The following is a 16,238-nucleotide window of genomic DNA, read 5'->3' on the forward strand; positions in this document are numbered from 1 at the left end:
ACTTAAGTCTGATAGTATTTCTTAATTGTCACAACCATCAAAGTTGTTTTTTTATTTTACTAATTGTCTCGGTTTACTTGCAAACAAAATTTTTCCACTCTCTTATCCAGCATACGATTCAATATCAATAACCAAATCAGCTTGACCAATTAAACATAAATTATGTTCGACGATGATTATAGTTAAATCGCCTTCTGCAATTGTGTTTTGCAAAAAATCAATTAAATTTTGAATATTATATTCTTGTAAACCACTTGTGAGCTTATCCAAAATTAAAATTTTACTTGTTTATTTTATAAAAATTTGACTAATTTGGGACGTTGCAGTTTACCATCGAAAAAAGTATCTAAAGATTGATTCAACTTAATATAATTAAGACCTATTTTTAAAAACAGTCATTGGAGATTTAAGAGTAAGACAGCTTGCAGCTAAAAAGGTGTCCTAATTTTGGGGTTCACATCACCTTGCACTATTTTTTAATATATTGCTAGGGGCTCTTTATGATCGGGCTTCGGATAAGCTTGTTCCAAAACTTGTAAGTCTTCCGGAGTTAACTCAATATCTAACGCTTTCAGATTAGATAATAAGTGCTTTGAACTACTACTTTTTGGTATCGCCATAACATCTGGTTGTTGCATTACCCAAGCAAGCAAAATTTGATAAGGACTTGCCTCGTGTTTCTCAGCAACTTGTAAAACAGCCTCGTTTTTCATCATTGTGCTGCCCATTTTTGGTCCACGTCCTAAAGGACTATAAGCAATTAGTGGAACGTGATGCTCTCTTTGCCAAGGTAAAAGACTATATTCAATTCCCCTGGTTTCTAAATTATATAAGTCCTCATTAACTACACAATTTTGGCCTTCCGGCAGTTGCCATAATTCTTCCATATCATCGATGTCGAAGTTTGATACGCCCCAAGACCGAATTAGTCCTTCATCCTGCAGTGACTGCAGTTCTGAAACAGTCTCTGCCAGAGGTACCATACCGCGCCAATGATAAAGGTACAGATCCAAATAATCAGTTTGCAATCTTTTTAGACTGGCTTCTAAGCTTTGTCGCATTTTATGGCTAGAAGCATTTTGCGGCAAAACCTTGGAAATTAGGAATATTTGTGATCTTTGATAGGGCTTTAGCGCCTCAGCTACTAATTCTTCCGAACGACCGTTACCATACATTTCGGCTGTATCAATCACCTTTAAACCTACATTAAGTCCTGCTCGAATAGCTTTGATTTCCTCTTTTCTAACTTTGGGATTGTCCCCCACTTCCCAAGTTCCAATACCTAAAGCTGGCAAGACCTGATTATTGATAGTAACTTTTTTCATAAGTTGCCTCCTTATGTTTCCATCTTAAACTATTGTGCATATATGATTATTTAAATTTTAGCGTAAAACTCAATTTTATATAACCTACACTATAAATTTTCAAACCTAATATAATTAATTGTAACACTTGTTCCACTAGTCTCTATTTGTGCAAATCCACCTTTAAGTTGAAATATCAAAACATTAGCAAAAACTTAGGTAAAATCATATTGTATTATTTTTCACAAGCTTTGCGATTGTATTTTTTAGAGTGGCAATATAGAATCAAAAATAAAAAGGTGAATTTCAATGAAAAATAATTTAACAAATTCATTTCACTTATCTGGTAAAAAATGGTTACTAATATTATTAGCGAATATAATTGCCTACTGTTGTTTAATCATGCCTGGTATACAAGTGCCAGACTACTTGGTCTTTGATGAAAATCATCCCTCTTTAGCAGCTGCTTGTTTTCAATTGTTAATTGTAACCATTTTTTTAGTAATTCAAATAATCGGTGTACAAATTGCTACTGACAAAAGATGGCACCAATTATTTCATGTACCACATGCTAAAGAATGGCTTTGGATTCTTATCTTTTTTATCTTTGCCTATATCGTATCCGTTTTATCGGGAACTATTTCTCAAAAATTATTTGGCTCTGTTTCGGGTAATGCAGCTGCAGGATTGACTATGAAGACGCCTCATGTTTGGTTAATTTTCCTTTATCAACGCTTTAGCAGCGCTATCCAAATACTGGGTGAAGAATTCTTAGCGATTATGCCTTTATTAGCTGTAACCCAGTTAGCTAATTCTTACCATATGCCTCACCCTTTATTATGGGGTAATATTGTTTCGGCTTTAATATTTGCCCTACTGCACTTGTCAACTTATGACTACAATTTTGGTTATGTCATATTAGGATTGGCATTTACACGTCTAGTTTTAAATTGGGCTTTCATCAAAACCCATAATATTTGGGTCAGCTTTTTAGTCCACTTCTTATTTGATACATTAGCTTTCCTAATTTTATTGTTAGCGACAAAGTAGAAAAGTATTTTTGAATAAATTTAAAATCATAACTGAAATTTTTTAGGTTATGATTTTTATTTTCGCGCTAAATTAGATCTTCTTAGGAAAAAGAAATGATACTCAGTTAGAGGCTTAGATGCCTACTTTACGGCAACTCAATATTGCTTACAAGTCTACTATAGAATAAAAAATAGTTTTAATTTATAGTAGTGGATTTTTAACACAATAACAAATGTGATTATGTGTTTTATATTTGGCGCCTTGTTAGTTAATGTGATAATTGTTACAATTAGACACAAGCAGTCAAAGTTGAATATTCAAAAGTTGAGTTAAGGTGGGTAGTCAAAATGAGCGGTGATGTTGAACAAAGAATCTTATTAGCTTTTTCACAATTATTAATTCACAATGGCTATCAAAGAACCACTACTAAAAAAATTGCTCAAGTTGCTCGAGTTAACGAAAGCACCTTGTTTAGGCATTTTAAAGATAAACACGGCATTTTACAGCAACTTGTATCTGAGTACCATAATGATATACAACTAATCGGTAAAAACTATCAGTTAGTCGGCGATTTAGAAAAGGACATTATAAATTTGTCTATTATATGTCAAAGCTTCATAGAGCAACATCTAGCATTGTTTTTAACCGGTATTCGTGAATCTCAAAATTTACCGGAACTGCAAACAGTGATAAAAAAACTACTTGATTTACTCAGAGAAATTTTAACTGAAGAGTTTGAGCAAATGCAGCAGAAAGGAGAAATTGCTAAAGATATAGATAAAAAGATTGAGATTGACAACTTAGTTTTACTCAATTTAGGTCAAGCTATCATGCAGCATTCTTTTCCTAATTCTGTTTTTCAAACTCAGTCAAACGCTTTTGTGCAAAATAATATTCGCACCTACGCTCACCATTTAAAGCCTGGAAATTAACAAAACAGTCAGTTGAATTTATTGTCCAACTGACTGTTTTTTATAATGAAAAATTTGCAAGTATATGATCACTTTTTGTTATTAAGATAAATATTGCTGTCATTTTTGGAGTCGATAGTATAAACCATTTTATCTCCTCTTACCACATAATGTGAAAACTCTAGTGGTTGATCAAATTGATTATAAACAGTCTTGTTCACATCAAATAGTGGCACTACATTTGTTAATGCCAATAATCTAGCTTGCTCACTGCTGGGTAAGATGGTACTAATTTCACGATATGAACTTGCTAAAGTTTCATGATACTTATCTGCTAGGTATTGGTATAGTGAAGTGTCTTCATGAATATTTGTGAGCAAATCAGGAAAACGTTCACCTGATAACCACGCCTCATCAATTGCCATCGGCACGTTTCCTGTTTGGGATATTCTTTTAATGTAGACTAAATCTGCTTGTTCAGGCAATTGTAAAATCTTAGCAATTTGAGCATTTTGTAATATTTCTCTTCTTAAAATGACCTTTTTATTTGTCTTAGATCGCGACTCAGCAAATTCAGAAAATCCTTCAATTTGTTCCAGCCTCCCCGTCAACTTTTTGACATTAACATAGGAGCCTTTACCCTGGATAGTAACTACCAGTCCTTCATCGGTCAGTAATTTCAGGGCTTTACGCACTGTTATTCTGCTAACCTGATATTTTTGACATAAATATTGTTCACTTGGCAATTTTTCGTCAGTTTTTAAGATGTTTTGCTGAATCTTTTGTTTAATATCTAAGTAAATTTTTTTGTAAAGTGGTACACCAGCAATTGTTTTGACAGAATTCATTATCACACTTCCTTAATCATTCAATATTACTAAATTAAAATAGAAATAACAAACTCAAAGATTAGTATAACAGTATTTTAAGTTTAAACCTGTATGAAAAGTTTGGGCGATTATAGTAATTAAATAACTCTAAAATTATTTTAAATGCTGTAATATTGACTTAGAGCCTAAGCTGTATATTTTTTTACCAGAATTTTTTATGAATAAGTGGTCAAACTTTTGATTTATTTAAATAAGTGGCTCATTCACAACAAAAACCGTCAGCTTTTATGCTAACGGTTTTCATGAACCCTTATTTCAAGGATCTTTGATATTTTCGTAACTTCTTTAAAGCCCATTCATAATGACTGCTAGTATTTGCAATGAAGTAAGTACCCAATGCATTATTACCAGTCCAAGGAATAACATTTTTTTGAAAGAGTTGTTCTTCCGTAAAGGTATCAAGCAAAGCCATCGTTTGTGTATGACTAGTTGCCAGCAGCTTTTCTGCTTCTGCAAGTGAGGTAGATTGGTGCTTTTGCCAAAATCCTTGATTCATTTCACCATAATTGCGCCAATTATACCCTTCAGGCAGAAATTCTTTGCTTTTACCGGATTGATTACTCTCAACCCATTCTAGCAACAATTTTTGCCATTCATATAAGTGCATCAAAACATCACGTACATTATGATCTCTCTTCCAATGAGCTTCTTTTAATTTACTCGTATCAAAATTGAAACTGCCAGTGCGAGCTTTTTCCGGCAACTTAGCAATTAAGTCAACTATCTTTTGGTATGACAAATTACTTGCATCAACTAATTCTTGCTTGCTTTTAGGACGTGGCATCTGTTTTTCCTTTTCTTGATAATATTAAAAATTAATTATCAATATTTTATCATAAAGGGTTTTACTTAGTCCACGACCCATCGTCTATTACATAGTGACCATTGCCTAAATCTGCCATTTCCTTATTTTCATATTGTTGCCTAAAAGCATGATAATTTGATAATTTTTTATTTTGTTCAGCTACTGGATTAGTAGTGGGGATAGCAGTTAATAAACTTTTAGTATACGGGTGTACAGGATCGTCAAAAATTGCTTCTGTTGGTCCAATCTCGACAATATGTCCTAAATGAATTACTCCTATATGACTTGAAATATGTTTGACCATTGCCAAGTCATGGGCAATAAAGAGCATGGCACTGCCACTTTCTCTTTGTATTCTTTGGAGTAGATTGACAACTTGAGCTTGTACTGAAACGTCCAAAGCAGAAATAGCTTCATCCGCAATAATAAGTCTAGGATGCATGATAACTACTCTGGCAATACCAACTCTTTGTCTTTGTCCACCCGAAAGTTCTTGGGGGTAACGATTGACAAAGGATGAATCAAGCCCTACTACTTTCAGCATTTCAATAACCTTTTGCAGTTTTTCATCCTTAGATAATTCTGGGTAATGAATATCTAACCCGAGCTTGACTATATCACCGACTTTTTTACGAGGATTTAGTGAAGACATAGGATCCTGAAAAATCATCTGCATGTCTTTGCGCAATTTAGCAGTCTGCTTTTTACTTAACTGACCTGCTATTTGTTCACCTTCAAAAATCACCTCGCCTGCAGTAGGCCAATAAAGACGAATAATAGAGCGGCCAATAGTGGTTTTTCCACTTCCTGACTCACCTACCAGGCCAAAAGTTTCACCATTAGTAATATTAAAAGAAACATCATCTACCGCTTTAACTACTTTTTTATTTGCAACGGGAAAATATTGCTTCAAATGATGAACTTCAAGGATATTTTTAGTCATTGCTTATGATGCCCCCTTCATTTTTAAAATTCGCTTTTGCAAAACTGCCGGAATTGGTACTTTGGGAGCCCTCTTATCTAAGAGCCAAGTTGCAGCGTAATGGTGGTCATTAATTTTAAACATTGGTGGTTGCTTTTTAAAATCAATGTTTAAGGCGTACTTATTTCTCGGAGCAAACGCATCACCAACAATCGGCTGTGTCAAGTCTGGAATCGTGCCTGCAATAGTTGGCAGTTCGTCAACTTTTTCATTGATATCAGGTACTGATTCAAGCAGTCCCCAAGTATATGGGTGGCGAGGTTCAAAAAAGATATCTTGACTTGTTCCTGTCTCAACTATTTTTCCAGCGTACATGACGTTCACATAGGTTGCAATATTAGCAACTACTCCCAGATTATGAGTGATAAAAATGACAGATAATTTCCTACTCTTCTGGATATCTTTAATCAGGTTCAAAATTTTAGCCTGGATAGTAACATCCAAACCCGTAGTTGGCTCGTCACAGATCAGTAAACTGGGATTTCCAGCCAAGGCTATGGCAATAACAATTCTCTGTCTCATCCCTCCAGAAAGCTGATGCGGGTACTGGTTTTGCACAACTTTCATGTTTTGAATACCAACAGTTTCAATTAAGTTAAGCACTCGTTCATTGATTTGCTCCTTGTTCATTTCAGGATGAGAAGACTTAACTGCCTCAGCAATTTGTTTGTTAATTTTCATGGTGGGGTCAAGAGAGGTCATCGGGTCTTGAAAAACCATTGCTATTTCTTTGCCCTTAATGCGATTTTGCATAATCTTAGGACTAAGTTTTAATAAATCAACAGTTTGCGGACCATTTTCAGTCTGATAGGTAAAATTGATCTCACCAGATTTAATTATTTGATTGGCCTCTTTTTCGCCCATGATTGGTTTGACACTGGCCGACTTACCACAACCGGATTCACCAACTAAAGCAACTGTTTCTCCCTTTTTTACCTGATAACTTATCCCTCTAACAGCTTGTACTTCTCCATGCTCGGTATGATAGGCCACCTGTAAATTTTTTATTTCTAAAACTGTTTCAGTCATAATCTTACCTAACTTCCTTCAATAGCATCCCGTAAGCCATCTGCAATAATATTAAAACTCAGCATAATTAGTGCTAAAAATAAAACTGGGAAAATAACCATGTACGGGTAAACGATAGCTTGGGTATAACCATCATTGATCATCGTTCCTAACGATGCTAATGGTGCCGGAACACCTAAACCGATAAAGGCCAAGAATGCTTCCAAAAAAATTGCGTTCGGAATAGATAACATAAATGTGGTAATTATTTGTCCTAATGTATTGGGTAAAATTTGAGAGAAAATAATTTTAATATCAGATTCTCCCATTGTCTTTGCTGATAAAACATACTCGCTGGTTTTCAGTTCCAACACCTGTGCGCGAACTATTCTACTCATATTAATCCAGCCGACAATCATCATGGCCGTAATTATGCTTACTAGACCTGGTTTCATAACCAGAACCAGCAATGTAACAATAATGATCATAGGAATAGTACTGAGAATTTCTGTTATTCTTTGCATGAATAAATCGATTTTGCCACCAAAATATCCTGAAATTAGACCATAACTAGTACCAATAACCAGATCAATTGCCATAGCCACTAATGCAACCCTTAGTGAAACTGACGTACCAGCCGCAACTCTTACAAAAATGTCTCTGCCTAGGTTATCCGTTCCAAACCAATGACCATTAACACCAGGAGCTAAATTAGACTGGTTAGGATACGGCGTAGTGGGTGAGTATTGACTAAGGTGAGGTGCCAGAATAGCTATTAAAGCAATAATAATTAAAACAACTGCGCTAATCACTGCACCTTTATTTTTCAAAAAGCGATGCCAAACCAACTGCCCATATGAATAAGATTTACCAGAATAATGGTCAACTGTTTCCGATTTATGGGCAAAATCAAAATCATTATTTTCTATATTAGTCATAATTACTTGCCCTCATCTAGTCTAATACGTGGATCTATCAATCCATAGAGAATATCAACAATTAGCATAATGCTGATAAAAAGCACTGCATAAAAGAAGGTTATGCCTAAAACAACATTATAATCATTAGCCTGAATAGCACTAATATACAAAGTACCCAGGCCTGGGATAGCAAAAGCTTTTTCAATTACCATACTTCCAGCAAGTAGGTCAATCATCAGTGGTGCTAAAACTGTAATAACTGAAATTAAAGTGTTTCTGATAACATGATGTCCGATCAATTGGAACTTCTTAATACCCTTTGAATCCGCTAAACGATAATAATCGGAATTCATAATATCAATCATGTCGTTTCTGACGTACCTTTCAATACTTGCCATAGTAAAAGTACTCAATGCTATCGTTGGCAGAATGCTGGAAACAAATGGCTGACTGGGTTGGTATGTACCTGGGAAGACCATCAACTTGTAAGAAAATATGATTGAAACAATCAGAGCTACTACAAAGTTAGGAAGACTTATTCCTAAAACAGAGATGCCAGTCATTAAGTTATCCCAAATTGTACCTCTTTTGATCGCTGCCAAAATTCCCATCAGAAAGCCTAAAACCGAGCCTAGTACAGTAGCCTGTAAACCTATTTGGAGTGAAATAATAAAATGTTGCAAAATCATTGTAGTAACCGGTGTATTAACCTGAACTGTGTACGAAACACCAAAATCACCAGACAACATATTTTTCAAGTAATTAAAAAATTGTAATGGCACTGGACCATCTAAACCATATTTATGATAAAGTGCCGCTACTTGAGCATGTGACATTTTTTCATCATTAAATGGCGAACCAGGCATTGCCTTTTCCATAATAAAAAGAATCAAAGTAATCAAAAATAATGTAATCATTGCAATTAAGATTCTTTTCAAGACATACTTTTTCAAGTTTTTCCCTCCTATCTTCTTCTATAAGCAAACAGAGCTGAGATTGTATCCCAGCCCCGTTAATACTTATAGTGAAATTATTTAATTGAAGCATATTTGAAGAAGAATGGTACACCTGCAATATGCATCGGTAAATCTTTAATATTAGATCTTTCCAAAACTGGTGCGCCAATTTGATAAAGTGGTGGGCAAGAGGCACTGTCAATTAGGATATTATTTGCCTTGAGAAGCAATTTGTATCTCTTAGCTTGATCAGTTGTTTGATCAGATTGAGCCATTAACTTATCAAATTCTGAATTTGCCCAGCGACCGTAATTACTGTCGTTCTTAGATTGATACATACTCAAGATCGCTGTTGGATCTGCATAATCTGGTCCCCAACGAGTTAAAGTAGCGTCATAAGTAGCTTTTGACATCTTATCAGTTCTGGTCTTCTTTGCTACTTGTTGCAGTGTCACTTTCATGCCAGGAAGATGTTTTTCAACTTGTGCCTTGATATAAGCAGCTACGTTAGCATATGAAGGATCACTGTCATCATAAAGTAAGGTAAATGACCTTAGATTAGTTGCTTTTTTGGCCTTATTCCAATACTTTTTAGCTTGAGCTGGTGAATACTCGTAAAGATTAGTAGTTGATTCATCTGCAAAATCTTTGCCTGTTGTCGGATTCTTAACCAAATCTTTCATAACCATAGAATGAGAAGGAATTGAACCATCTTTTAGGATGTGAGTTGTTATTTCTTTACGATTAATACTGCAAGAAATTGCCTTACGCAAATCAGCATTATCTAATCCCGGTTTTTTCAGATTAAACATAATGTACTGGGTAAAATTACCAACATCATTGACAAAGTTCTTATCTTTTCTATATTTAGAAACAAGCTGACCGCTTAAGTGAACATAGTCTGCACTGCCGTTTTCGAAGGCAATTGCGGCTTTTTCTGGATCGGTAATAATATCAAGCTTAACATTCTTTATTTTGACATTTTTGGCATCCCAATACTTCGGGTTTTTAACCAACTGGATAGTATTGTCACCTAATTTCCAGCCCTTAATTTGATACGGTCCAGAATAAATTAAGTGATTAGAATCTTGTGCAAATTTCTTTCCTGCTTTTTCAAAATATTTTTGATTAACGGGGGCAAAATCACTAAATGCCAGCAATTTGTTCATGTAAGGTACAACATGATCAAGTTGCACTACTAGAGTTTTAGGACCTGCAGCTTTAACACCTAATGACTTAACCGGCTTCTTGCCAGCAACAATGTCATTGGCATTTTTTATTCCGGCCGCACCTGGCTGGAAGTTAAAGGCTGAGGCAATCTTAGGATCTGATAACCGTCGCCAGGCAAAAACAAAATCATTAGCAGTTACTGGATCACCATTTGACCATTTAGCATTCTCACGAATTGTATATGTCTTGGTTAATCCATGATTACTCGTTTTAACTTTAGAAGCCAATGCCAATTGGGGCTTATCGTGGGCGTCAATAGTATAAAGCCCTTCTGTTGTATTAGCAACGACAGTTGAGGAAGTGTTTTGATACGCTAAAATTGGGTCAAGAGAGTCAACCGTGGCATTTTGGACAACAGTGATTTTATCTTGATTTTTAGTACCAGAACTAGAATTTTTCTGGCATCCTGTTATTAGCAAACCTACACATGCAATTGCAGTAGCAAACAATGCACTTTTTTTCATAATTATCACTCTTTTCTAAAAAGATTTCTGATGACCAAAGCCACCAGATAGTTGGCAAGTAGCTGCAGCATTTTTACTAGCAGCTAAAGCAGCTTCTTGCAGATTGTTTTGATTTAAATAGGAAACTAGAAAGCCGGCAATAAAGCTGTCACCTGCTCCCATCGTATCGACAATCTTCACAGTTTGTGGTTCTTGATAAAGGGACTCTTGCGATGTCAACAAGAAAGCTGGCTTGGCACCGCGTGTTATAACAATGACTTCTGGTCCTAAAGTGAGATATTTTTTGGCAAAACCTTCTACCTGTTCATCAGACATCTCCGAACCAGAAAAGAAAGCGTAATCTACAAAAGGTAAAACACGTTTAAAATAACTTTCATTGCGAGAATCTGAAAAATCAAATGATACTTTGGCAATATGATGCAGTTCATCAAGATAATTTTCAATTCCTGAATCAATTCCAACGTGAGCTACATCAAATTTTTTTATTTCAGCAAAGTCTGTTGGTGTAAGCCTTAAAGATAATAAATGCATTACTGAATTTTTAGGACCAGGGGCAAAAGTTCTATCACCATCATCTGTGAGAATAACCCGAGGCTGAGCTGTAGGTGCATAGACCTTACGACAGTTAATAAGTTCCACTTTTTCTTCAGTTAAAGATTGCTTGATATGCTGTGCGCGATCGTCATCCCCAAACATTCCTAGGTAAGCTGATACATCAGCTCCTGCCTTTTTGGCGTCGACTGCTACATTGACACAATTTCCGCCTGGAAAAAATACCTTTTGCTTGATGTATGTGTCAGCCACATTGTCACCAACTGCAATTATTTTCATGAGTTGCAGCCCTTTTTAATAATCCAGATGTCCCATATAACGACGAACATCTAACGAGTGGCCTCTTTCATAAGCAAATCCTTCAGCTAGTTGACGGAAAGCAACTCCTGAAAGAATCTGAGAATAGTATTCTTTAAAGTCGTCGTCTACTTCATGCATATCAAAGTCAGCATCGTCAATTACATAAACTTTTTGACTGTGCTTTTTGGCAAAGTCAATTACGCGCTGATCCATTTTTCTAGTTACGCCTAATCCTTTGCAAATGATAAATGGCACATCAAAATCTGTTACTTCGAATGGACCATGGAAATACTCGGCAGAATTGATGTAACCACTATGAATCCATTGCATTTCTTGAAGCCAGCATGCTGAGAATGAATATGTTTCTCCAGTATTAATACCTGAGCCTACAGCATAAATTAATTTTTCACGTTTTAATTCACTAGTCCATTTCTTAGCAGTTTCGCCAAATTGCTTTCTCACCCTATCAGCCATAGTTTCTAAACTAGCCAAAGCCTGCAAGCCTTTTTCATATTTATTATCACCAGTTACAGACTTCAATAGGCTAAACAAGAAACCATATAAAACCCCATTATTTAAATCAGAAGCATCTGTTCCTTTGCCCCAGCTATAATGCAAAGTGAAATCTGAGTTCTTTTCTAAGTCAGAACCTGCCGTGTAGGTAATGCCGACTGTTAAAGCCCCTTTACTTTTGGCAAAATTAACTGCCTCATTTGTTTCTGGTGTAGTACCTGAATGAGAACAAGAAACTACTAAACTATGTTTGCCTAAATCATGAGGATTACGAGTTGTGAATTCTCGTGCAGGTAAAATTGTAGCAGGGATATCGCATTCGCGATTGAAAATATATTCAGCTGGCTGCATAAAAGCCATTGATCCTCCACAAGCTACAAAGTAAACATGATTAATGCCATCAAGCTTTTCTGTAGCGGCAAGTGCATTTTTAATTTCTTGTTGATATTCTTTTTTCATTTTTAACCTCTCAATCATTCTTGTTATATGATGTTATATTATAAGATAATCGCTGGATTTTAATATGTCAAGCGTTTTCTTAAAATTAATTAAGAAAAATGATCAATTAGTAAAAATCTGATAAAAAGTTTGTGAACTGGTATAAACCAATTGCCTATATATCAAAGCACGCAAAAAAAGCACTTCACAAACTCGTGAAATGCTTTAAATAATTATTAATAAATATCTTACTTTATGACAAATGTTTACCAATCACACTACCAATAATTGACAGTGTAAAACAAACTGCAAAGTACAATACAGCTAAGGCAGCAAACATCGGCAAAATATAATTTGCATTTTGACCATAAATAACTTGTGCGTGTTGCATCATTTCCGGCACAACAATGATTGTTGCCAAAGAGGTGTCCTTAATTAGAGAAACAAACTGACTGATAATCGTTGGAATCATGTTTTTATAAGCCTGAGGTAAAACGACATGCCATAAAGCCTGAACAAAGGACATGCCAGTTGATCTTGCACCTTCCATCTGACCGATAGAAACAGATTGAATACCAGAACGCACAATTTCAGCAATCATGCAGGATTCAAATACTGTCATGGCAATAATCGCCGCCGGTATAGTTTCCGGTCTTAAGCCAAAGTTTGGCAATCCAAAATAAGTAAAGAAGATAATTAGCAACAAAGGAATGTTACGAATAATATCAATAACGAAACCTACAATTGCTGAAACATATTTAATTTTAGAATATCTGATTATTCCTAAAATGGAACCAATAATAAAACTTAAAATGACTGAAATTACGGAGATGTAAATAGTTACCCAGAGGCCCATCAACAAAAAGCGTACATTAAGCCACGAAAAGGCGTTAACCCAATTTTGCATTTTCTAGTACCTCCTTTTAACCTAATTTCTTTTCCAAGTGCCGCATATAATAACTAATAGGCAGAGTAACAATCAGATATAAAACACCTACAACTAAATAACTGTTAATAGTGTCAAAAGTAGTAGACGCAATTGAATTAGCTTGGTACATTAAATCAAATCCTGCCACAAAGGCTAAAACTGAAGAGTTTTTGACCAAGTTAACAAACTGATTTCCTAAAGGTGGTATTACTATCTTGAATGCTTGAGGCAAAATGATATAGCGCATTGCCTGCCAGTAGGTCATACCAGTTGATCTTGCACCTTCCATTTGACCGCCGGAAACAGACTGAATTCCTGAACGAATTGTTTCGGCAATAAAAGCAGAAGTATACAGTGTTAAGCCAATAGTCCCTGCAGTAAACCCATTGATTTTGACCACATACATCGGAATTACTAGATAGAAAAACATAGTGATTACAAGCAAAGGAATGTTACGCATTATTTCCACATAGGTATGTCCAATTACACGCATTACTTTACTTGGAACAACTTCCATAATTGCAAATATAGTTCCGATTATTAAACTGAAAAATAAAGCAATTACACTAGATAGTATTGTCCAGCCCAAACCAACAAACAGCTGGCTGCTGAATTTTGAAAAAATATTAATCATCGGCGATACAGCTCCTTATACTTAAATCCTGGAACATCGCCAAACCACTTTTTAATTAAGCGATTATATTCACCATCATGCTGCATCTCAAGAACTGCCTTGTCTACAGCTTCAGTAAATGAGGTTTGTCCCTTATTAACCGCAACACCGTATGGTTCAACAGTAAAGGTACCGCCACGAACTTCGTAGCCCGGATTTTGCACCGCTAAACCAAATAAAATTCCGTTATCAGTAGTTAGAGCATCTCCTTGATGTGACTTCAGTGCATTCATTGCTTGGGCATAATCCTGCAATTCAATCACTTTTGCTTTAGGAGCCACCTTTTTAATGTTTTGAACTGAATTTGCGCCTACAACACCGATAACTGTTTTACCGTTTAGATCCTTAGTACTTTTAATTGAAGAATCTTTAGGAACTAAAAGTGACTGACCCGCATCAAAGTATGACTTTGAAAAAGATATAATCTTTTTACGCTCGGGAGTGATTGACATCGTGGCTATAACGGCATCCACATTTCCGTTCTTTAAAAGCGGAATTCTGGATTGAGATGTTGTAGTAACAAACTCAGCTTTTCCTTGAGGTCCTAATATATGCTTTGTAATATGCTTTGCCATATCAACATCAAAACCCTTTTGCTGACCATCCTTAACGTCAATTAAGCCAAAAAGTTTAACATCACCTTTAACACCCCAAACAATAGTATTTGCTTGTTTGGCATTATTTAAAACGGATTGATCACTAAGACTTTTACCACAACCAGTTAACATCAAAATACACGCTAATAAAGGAAACAGCCAAAATTTCTTTTTCATAATTGGCCTCCTTAGTGAGAAATAATTTTACTCAAAAATTGTTGTGCCCGCTCCGTCTTAGGCTGCTTAAAGAAGCTTTCGCTATCATCATCCTCAACAATTCGACCCTGGTCCATAAAGATAACTCTATTTGCTACCTCTTTAGCAAAGCCCATTTCGTGAGTAACAATTAATGAAGTCATACCACTTTCATTGGTAACTTTCTTCATAACTTGTAAAACATCATCAATCATTTCCGGATCAAGAGCAGAAGTTGGTTCATCGTATAAAATCAGTTTTGGTCTCATTGCCAATGTTCTGGCAATAGCAACACGCTGCTTTTGACCACCAGAAATTTGTGAAGGCATATTATGTGCCCATTTGCGTAACCCAACCATATCAAGTAAATCTAACGCCTGTTTTTTATTTTCCTCTTCAGGCATGTGGCTTACTATTCTGGGAGCCAGCATAATATTTTCCAATACATCTTTGTTTTTGTATAAATTAAAGTGCTGGAAAACCATCCCAACATCACTTCGTAAGATGTTGAGGTTCGTCTTTGGATCTGAAAGATCGTGACCGTTAACTACTAACTTACCTTTCTGGATTGATTCAAGTCCGTTTACGGTCCGTACCAAAGTACTCTTACCCGAACCAGATGGTCCAATCAGAACCACCGTTTCACCTTCATCAATCTCTAAATTAATGTCGTGCAGTGCATGAAAATGGCCATAAAATTTTTGCACGTCATGGAACTCTATCATCGACATTGTCATCGCCCCTTTCATAATCAATGCATGAAATAATAAGTTGTAGAATCTATTTTACTATAACCGTTAAGAATTTTAAAAGTAATACAGTGTTTTTAATAAAAATTTATAGAAAGATCTGCTTAATTCACATTGACTTGAAAGTCACCTAGTTAGCGTTATGACGGGAAAGTATAGTAATAAAAAGCTTTTTTGTATGTTCATTAATAATAATTTAATGTCAAAAAATGCCAGTTATAATTAAAAATATCTGTGAAAAATATACTCTTATTTGCATTTTTTCTTCCAAAAATAGTTTGACTGGCATACACTCTAATTAAGGAGAAAACTTATGGATAAAGAAAAAACTTATAAATTACTTTTAAAACAGGCTGGCAGCCTTCTTCAAGATGAACATGACTTAATTGCCAACATGAGTAACATTAGTGCACTGCTTTTTAATGGCTTACCCGAAGTAAGTTATGCTGGATTTTATCGCTTCCAAGAGCAAGAGCTCATTTTAGGACCATTTCAAGGGCCAGTCGCCTGCATGCGTATTCAATTAGGAAAAGGCGTATGCGGCACAGCTGCACAAACCGGTCAGATTCAAATTGTTCCCGATGTTCACAAGTTTAGTGGTCATATTGCCTGTGATGCCAATACCAATTCAGAAATCGTTCTTCCCATTATCCACGATAAAAAACTTGTCGCTGTTCTTGACCTTGACAGCAATGACTTTGCCAGATTCGACCAAATTGATGCTCAATATTTAGCAAAAATAGCAGAACTGCTATTTAATTAAATGCAAGAAATAAAATAAAAGACCAGTAA

At 35.5% G+C, this 16,238-nt stretch carries 18 protein-coding genes; 3 read left to right on the forward strand and 15 right to left on the reverse strand.

Translation table 11 applies throughout. From position 1 onward, the window contains the following. Window positions 1–102: 102 nt before the first annotated feature. The gene (locus tag AAA926_RS03890) at window positions 103–270 is read right to left on the reverse strand and encodes a hypothetical protein (RefSeq protein WP_338211911.1); all 168 of its coding nucleotides are present in this window, start codon (window positions 268–270) and stop codon (window positions 103–105) included. Between the two features lie 206 nt (window positions 271–476). Beyond that, a complete protein-coding gene (locus AAA926_RS03895; RefSeq protein WP_338211912.1) occupies window positions 477–1,325 on the reverse strand; it encodes an aldo/keto reductase in 849 nt (282 codons plus the stop codon). Between the two features lie 288 nt (window positions 1,326–1,613). On the opposite strand from AAA926_RS03895, the gene AAA926_RS03900 reads away from it, so the two are divergent. Both AAA926_RS03900 and AAA926_RS03905 read left to right on the forward strand, forming a co-directional pair. Next, the gene (locus tag AAA926_RS03900; protein ID WP_338211913.1) at window positions 1,614–2,354 is read left to right on the forward strand and encodes a CPBP family intramembrane glutamic endopeptidase; all 741 of its coding nucleotides are present in this window, start codon (window positions 1,614–1,616) and stop codon (window positions 2,352–2,354) included. Between the two features lie 329 nt (window positions 2,355–2,683). After that, window positions 2,684–3,268 (forward strand): TetR/AcrR family transcriptional regulator, encoded by a 585-nt coding sequence (locus AAA926_RS03905; RefSeq protein ID WP_338211914.1) that lies wholly within the window; start codon window positions 2,684–2,686, stop codon window positions 3,266–3,268. Window positions 3,269–3,336: 68 nt separating this feature from the next. Here AAA926_RS03905 and AAA926_RS03910 read toward each other — a convergent pair whose 3' ends face one another. The 13 genes from AAA926_RS03910 to AAA926_RS03970 form a co-directional block, all read right to left on the reverse strand. Continuing rightward, window positions 3,337–4,095 (reverse strand): GntR family transcriptional regulator, encoded by a 759-nt coding sequence (locus AAA926_RS03910; protein ID WP_338211915.1) that lies wholly within the window; start codon window positions 4,093–4,095, stop codon window positions 3,337–3,339. Between the two features lie 292 nt (window positions 4,096–4,387). After that, window positions 4,388–4,921, reverse strand: coding sequence for a ClbS/DfsB family four-helix bundle protein (locus AAA926_RS03915; protein WP_338211916.1), 534 nt, complete (start codon window positions 4,919–4,921; stop codon window positions 4,388–4,390). Window positions 4,922–4,982: 61 nt separating this feature from the next. Continuing rightward, a complete protein-coding gene (locus AAA926_RS03920) occupies window positions 4,983–5,885 on the reverse strand; it encodes an ATP-binding cassette domain-containing protein (RefSeq protein WP_338211917.1) in 903 nt (300 codons plus the stop codon). Window positions 5,886–5,888: 3 nt separating this feature from the next. Beyond that, the gene (locus AAA926_RS03925) at window positions 5,889–6,956 is read right to left on the reverse strand and encodes an ABC transporter ATP-binding protein (protein ID WP_370466786.1); all 1,068 of its coding nucleotides are present in this window, start codon (window positions 6,954–6,956) and stop codon (window positions 5,889–5,891) included. A gap of 5 nt (window positions 6,957–6,961) precedes the next feature. After that, window positions 6,962–7,870, reverse strand: a complete 909-nt coding sequence (locus AAA926_RS03930; RefSeq protein WP_198180926.1) for an ABC transporter permease — start codon at window positions 7,868–7,870, stop codon at window positions 6,962–6,964. 2 nt (window positions 7,871–7,872) lie between these two features. After that, window positions 7,873–8,805 carry an ABC transporter permease gene (locus tag AAA926_RS03935; protein WP_198180927.1) on the reverse strand — a complete coding sequence of 311 codons (933 nt, stop codon included), beginning with the start codon at window positions 8,803–8,805 and terminating at the stop codon, window positions 7,873–7,875. A gap of 77 nt (window positions 8,806–8,882) precedes the next feature. After that, window positions 8,883–10,502 (reverse strand): peptide ABC transporter substrate-binding protein, encoded by a 1,620-nt coding sequence (locus AAA926_RS03940; RefSeq protein ID WP_198180928.1) that lies wholly within the window; start codon window positions 10,500–10,502, stop codon window positions 8,883–8,885. A 15-nt stretch (window positions 10,503–10,517) separates the two neighbouring features. Further along, window positions 10,518–11,333, reverse strand: coding sequence for a PfkB family carbohydrate kinase (locus AAA926_RS03945; RefSeq protein ID WP_198180929.1), 816 nt, complete (start codon window positions 11,331–11,333; stop codon window positions 10,518–10,520). Between the two features lie 15 nt (window positions 11,334–11,348). Beyond that, window positions 11,349–12,326, reverse strand: a complete 978-nt coding sequence (locus AAA926_RS03950; protein ID WP_198180930.1) for an SIS domain-containing protein — start codon at window positions 12,324–12,326, stop codon at window positions 11,349–11,351. Between the two features lie 232 nt (window positions 12,327–12,558). Then, window positions 12,559–13,212: an amino acid ABC transporter permease gene (locus tag AAA926_RS03955; protein ID WP_198180931.1), complete on the reverse strand. Its 654-nt coding sequence runs from the start codon at window positions 13,210–13,212 to the stop codon at window positions 12,559–12,561. Window positions 13,213–13,228: 16 nt separating this feature from the next. Then, complete coding sequence (locus AAA926_RS03960; RefSeq protein WP_198180932.1) at window positions 13,229–13,867, reverse strand: amino acid ABC transporter permease; 639 nt, start codon at window positions 13,865–13,867, stop codon at window positions 13,229–13,231. Next, window positions 13,864–14,679: a glutamate ABC transporter substrate-binding protein gene (locus tag AAA926_RS03965; protein ID WP_198180933.1), complete on the reverse strand. Its 816-nt coding sequence runs from the start codon at window positions 14,677–14,679 to the stop codon at window positions 13,864–13,866. The genes AAA926_RS03960 and AAA926_RS03965 overlap by 4 nt, the downstream gene beginning before the upstream one ends. Window positions 14,680–14,690: 11 nt before the next feature. Then, window positions 14,691–15,428: an amino acid ABC transporter ATP-binding protein gene (locus tag AAA926_RS03970; protein ID WP_034977167.1), complete on the reverse strand. Its 738-nt coding sequence runs from the start codon at window positions 15,426–15,428 to the stop codon at window positions 14,691–14,693. A 331-nt stretch (window positions 15,429–15,759) separates the two neighbouring features. Here AAA926_RS03970 and msrC point away from each other — a divergent pair, with 331 nt between their 5' ends. Beyond that, window positions 15,760–16,209, forward strand: coding sequence for a free L-methionine (R)-S-oxide reductase MsrC (gene msrC / locus AAA926_RS03975; protein WP_198180934.1), 450 nt, complete (start codon window positions 15,760–15,762; stop codon window positions 16,207–16,209). Window positions 16,210–16,238 lie beyond the last annotated feature (29 nt).

Origin of the sequence: Lactobacillus juensis, from assembly GCF_036246285.1 — a bacterium.
Lineage (GTDB): Bacteria > Bacillota > Bacilli > Lactobacillales > Lactobacillaceae > Lactobacillus > Lactobacillus juensis.

Bases quoted from the DNA above. Each gene is read 5' to 3' on its own strand.
- AAA926_RS03965 (WP_198180933.1), bottom strand. From the start codon at position 14,679: ATGAAAAAGAAATTTTGGCTGTTTCCTTTATTAGCGTGTATTTTGATG.
- AAA926_RS03930 (WP_198180926.1), bottom strand. From the start codon at position 7,870: ATGACTAATATAGAAAATAATGATTTTGATTTTGCCCATAAATCGGAA.
- AAA926_RS03955 (WP_198180931.1), bottom strand. From the start codon at position 13,212: ATGCAAAATTGGGTTAACGCCTTTTCGTGGCTTAATGTACGCTTTTTG.
- AAA926_RS03910 (WP_338211915.1), bottom strand. From the start codon at position 4,095: ATGAATTCTGTCAAAACAATTGCTGGTGTACCACTTTACAAAAAAATT.
- AAA926_RS03940 (WP_198180928.1), bottom strand. From the start codon at position 10,502: ATGAAAAAAAGTGCATTGTTTGCTACTGCAATTGCATGTGTAGGTTTG.
- AAA926_RS03905 (WP_338211914.1), top strand. From the start codon at position 2,684: ATGAGCGGTGATGTTGAACAAAGAATCTTATTAGCTTTTTCACAATTA.
- msrC (WP_198180934.1), top strand. From the start codon at position 15,760: ATGGATAAAGAAAAAACTTATAAATTACTTTTAAAACAGGCTGGCAGC.
- AAA926_RS03950 (WP_198180930.1), bottom strand. From the start codon at position 12,326: ATGAAAAAAGAATATCAACAAGAAATTAAAAATGCACTTGCCGCTACA.
- AAA926_RS03960 (WP_198180932.1), bottom strand. From the start codon at position 13,867: ATGATTAATATTTTTTCAAAATTCAGCAGCCAGCTGTTTGTTGGTTTG.
- AAA926_RS03900 (WP_338211913.1), top strand. From the start codon at position 1,614: ATGAAAAATAATTTAACAAATTCATTTCACTTATCTGGTAAAAAATGG.
- AAA926_RS03970 (WP_034977167.1), bottom strand. From the start codon at position 15,428: ATGTCGATGATAGAGTTCCATGACGTGCAAAAATTTTATGGCCATTTT.
- AAA926_RS03915 (WP_338211916.1), bottom strand. From the start codon at position 4,921: ATGCCACGTCCTAAAAGCAAGCAAGAATTAGTTGATGCAAGTAATTTG.
- AAA926_RS03945 (WP_198180929.1), bottom strand. From the start codon at position 11,333: ATGAAAATAATTGCAGTTGGTGACAATGTGGCTGACACATACATCAAG.
- AAA926_RS03920 (WP_338211917.1), bottom strand. From the start codon at position 5,885: ATGACTAAAAATATCCTTGAAGTTCATCATTTGAAGCAATATTTTCCC.
- AAA926_RS03895 (WP_338211912.1), bottom strand. From the start codon at position 1,325: ATGAAAAAAGTTACTATCAATAATCAGGTCTTGCCAGCTTTAGGTATT.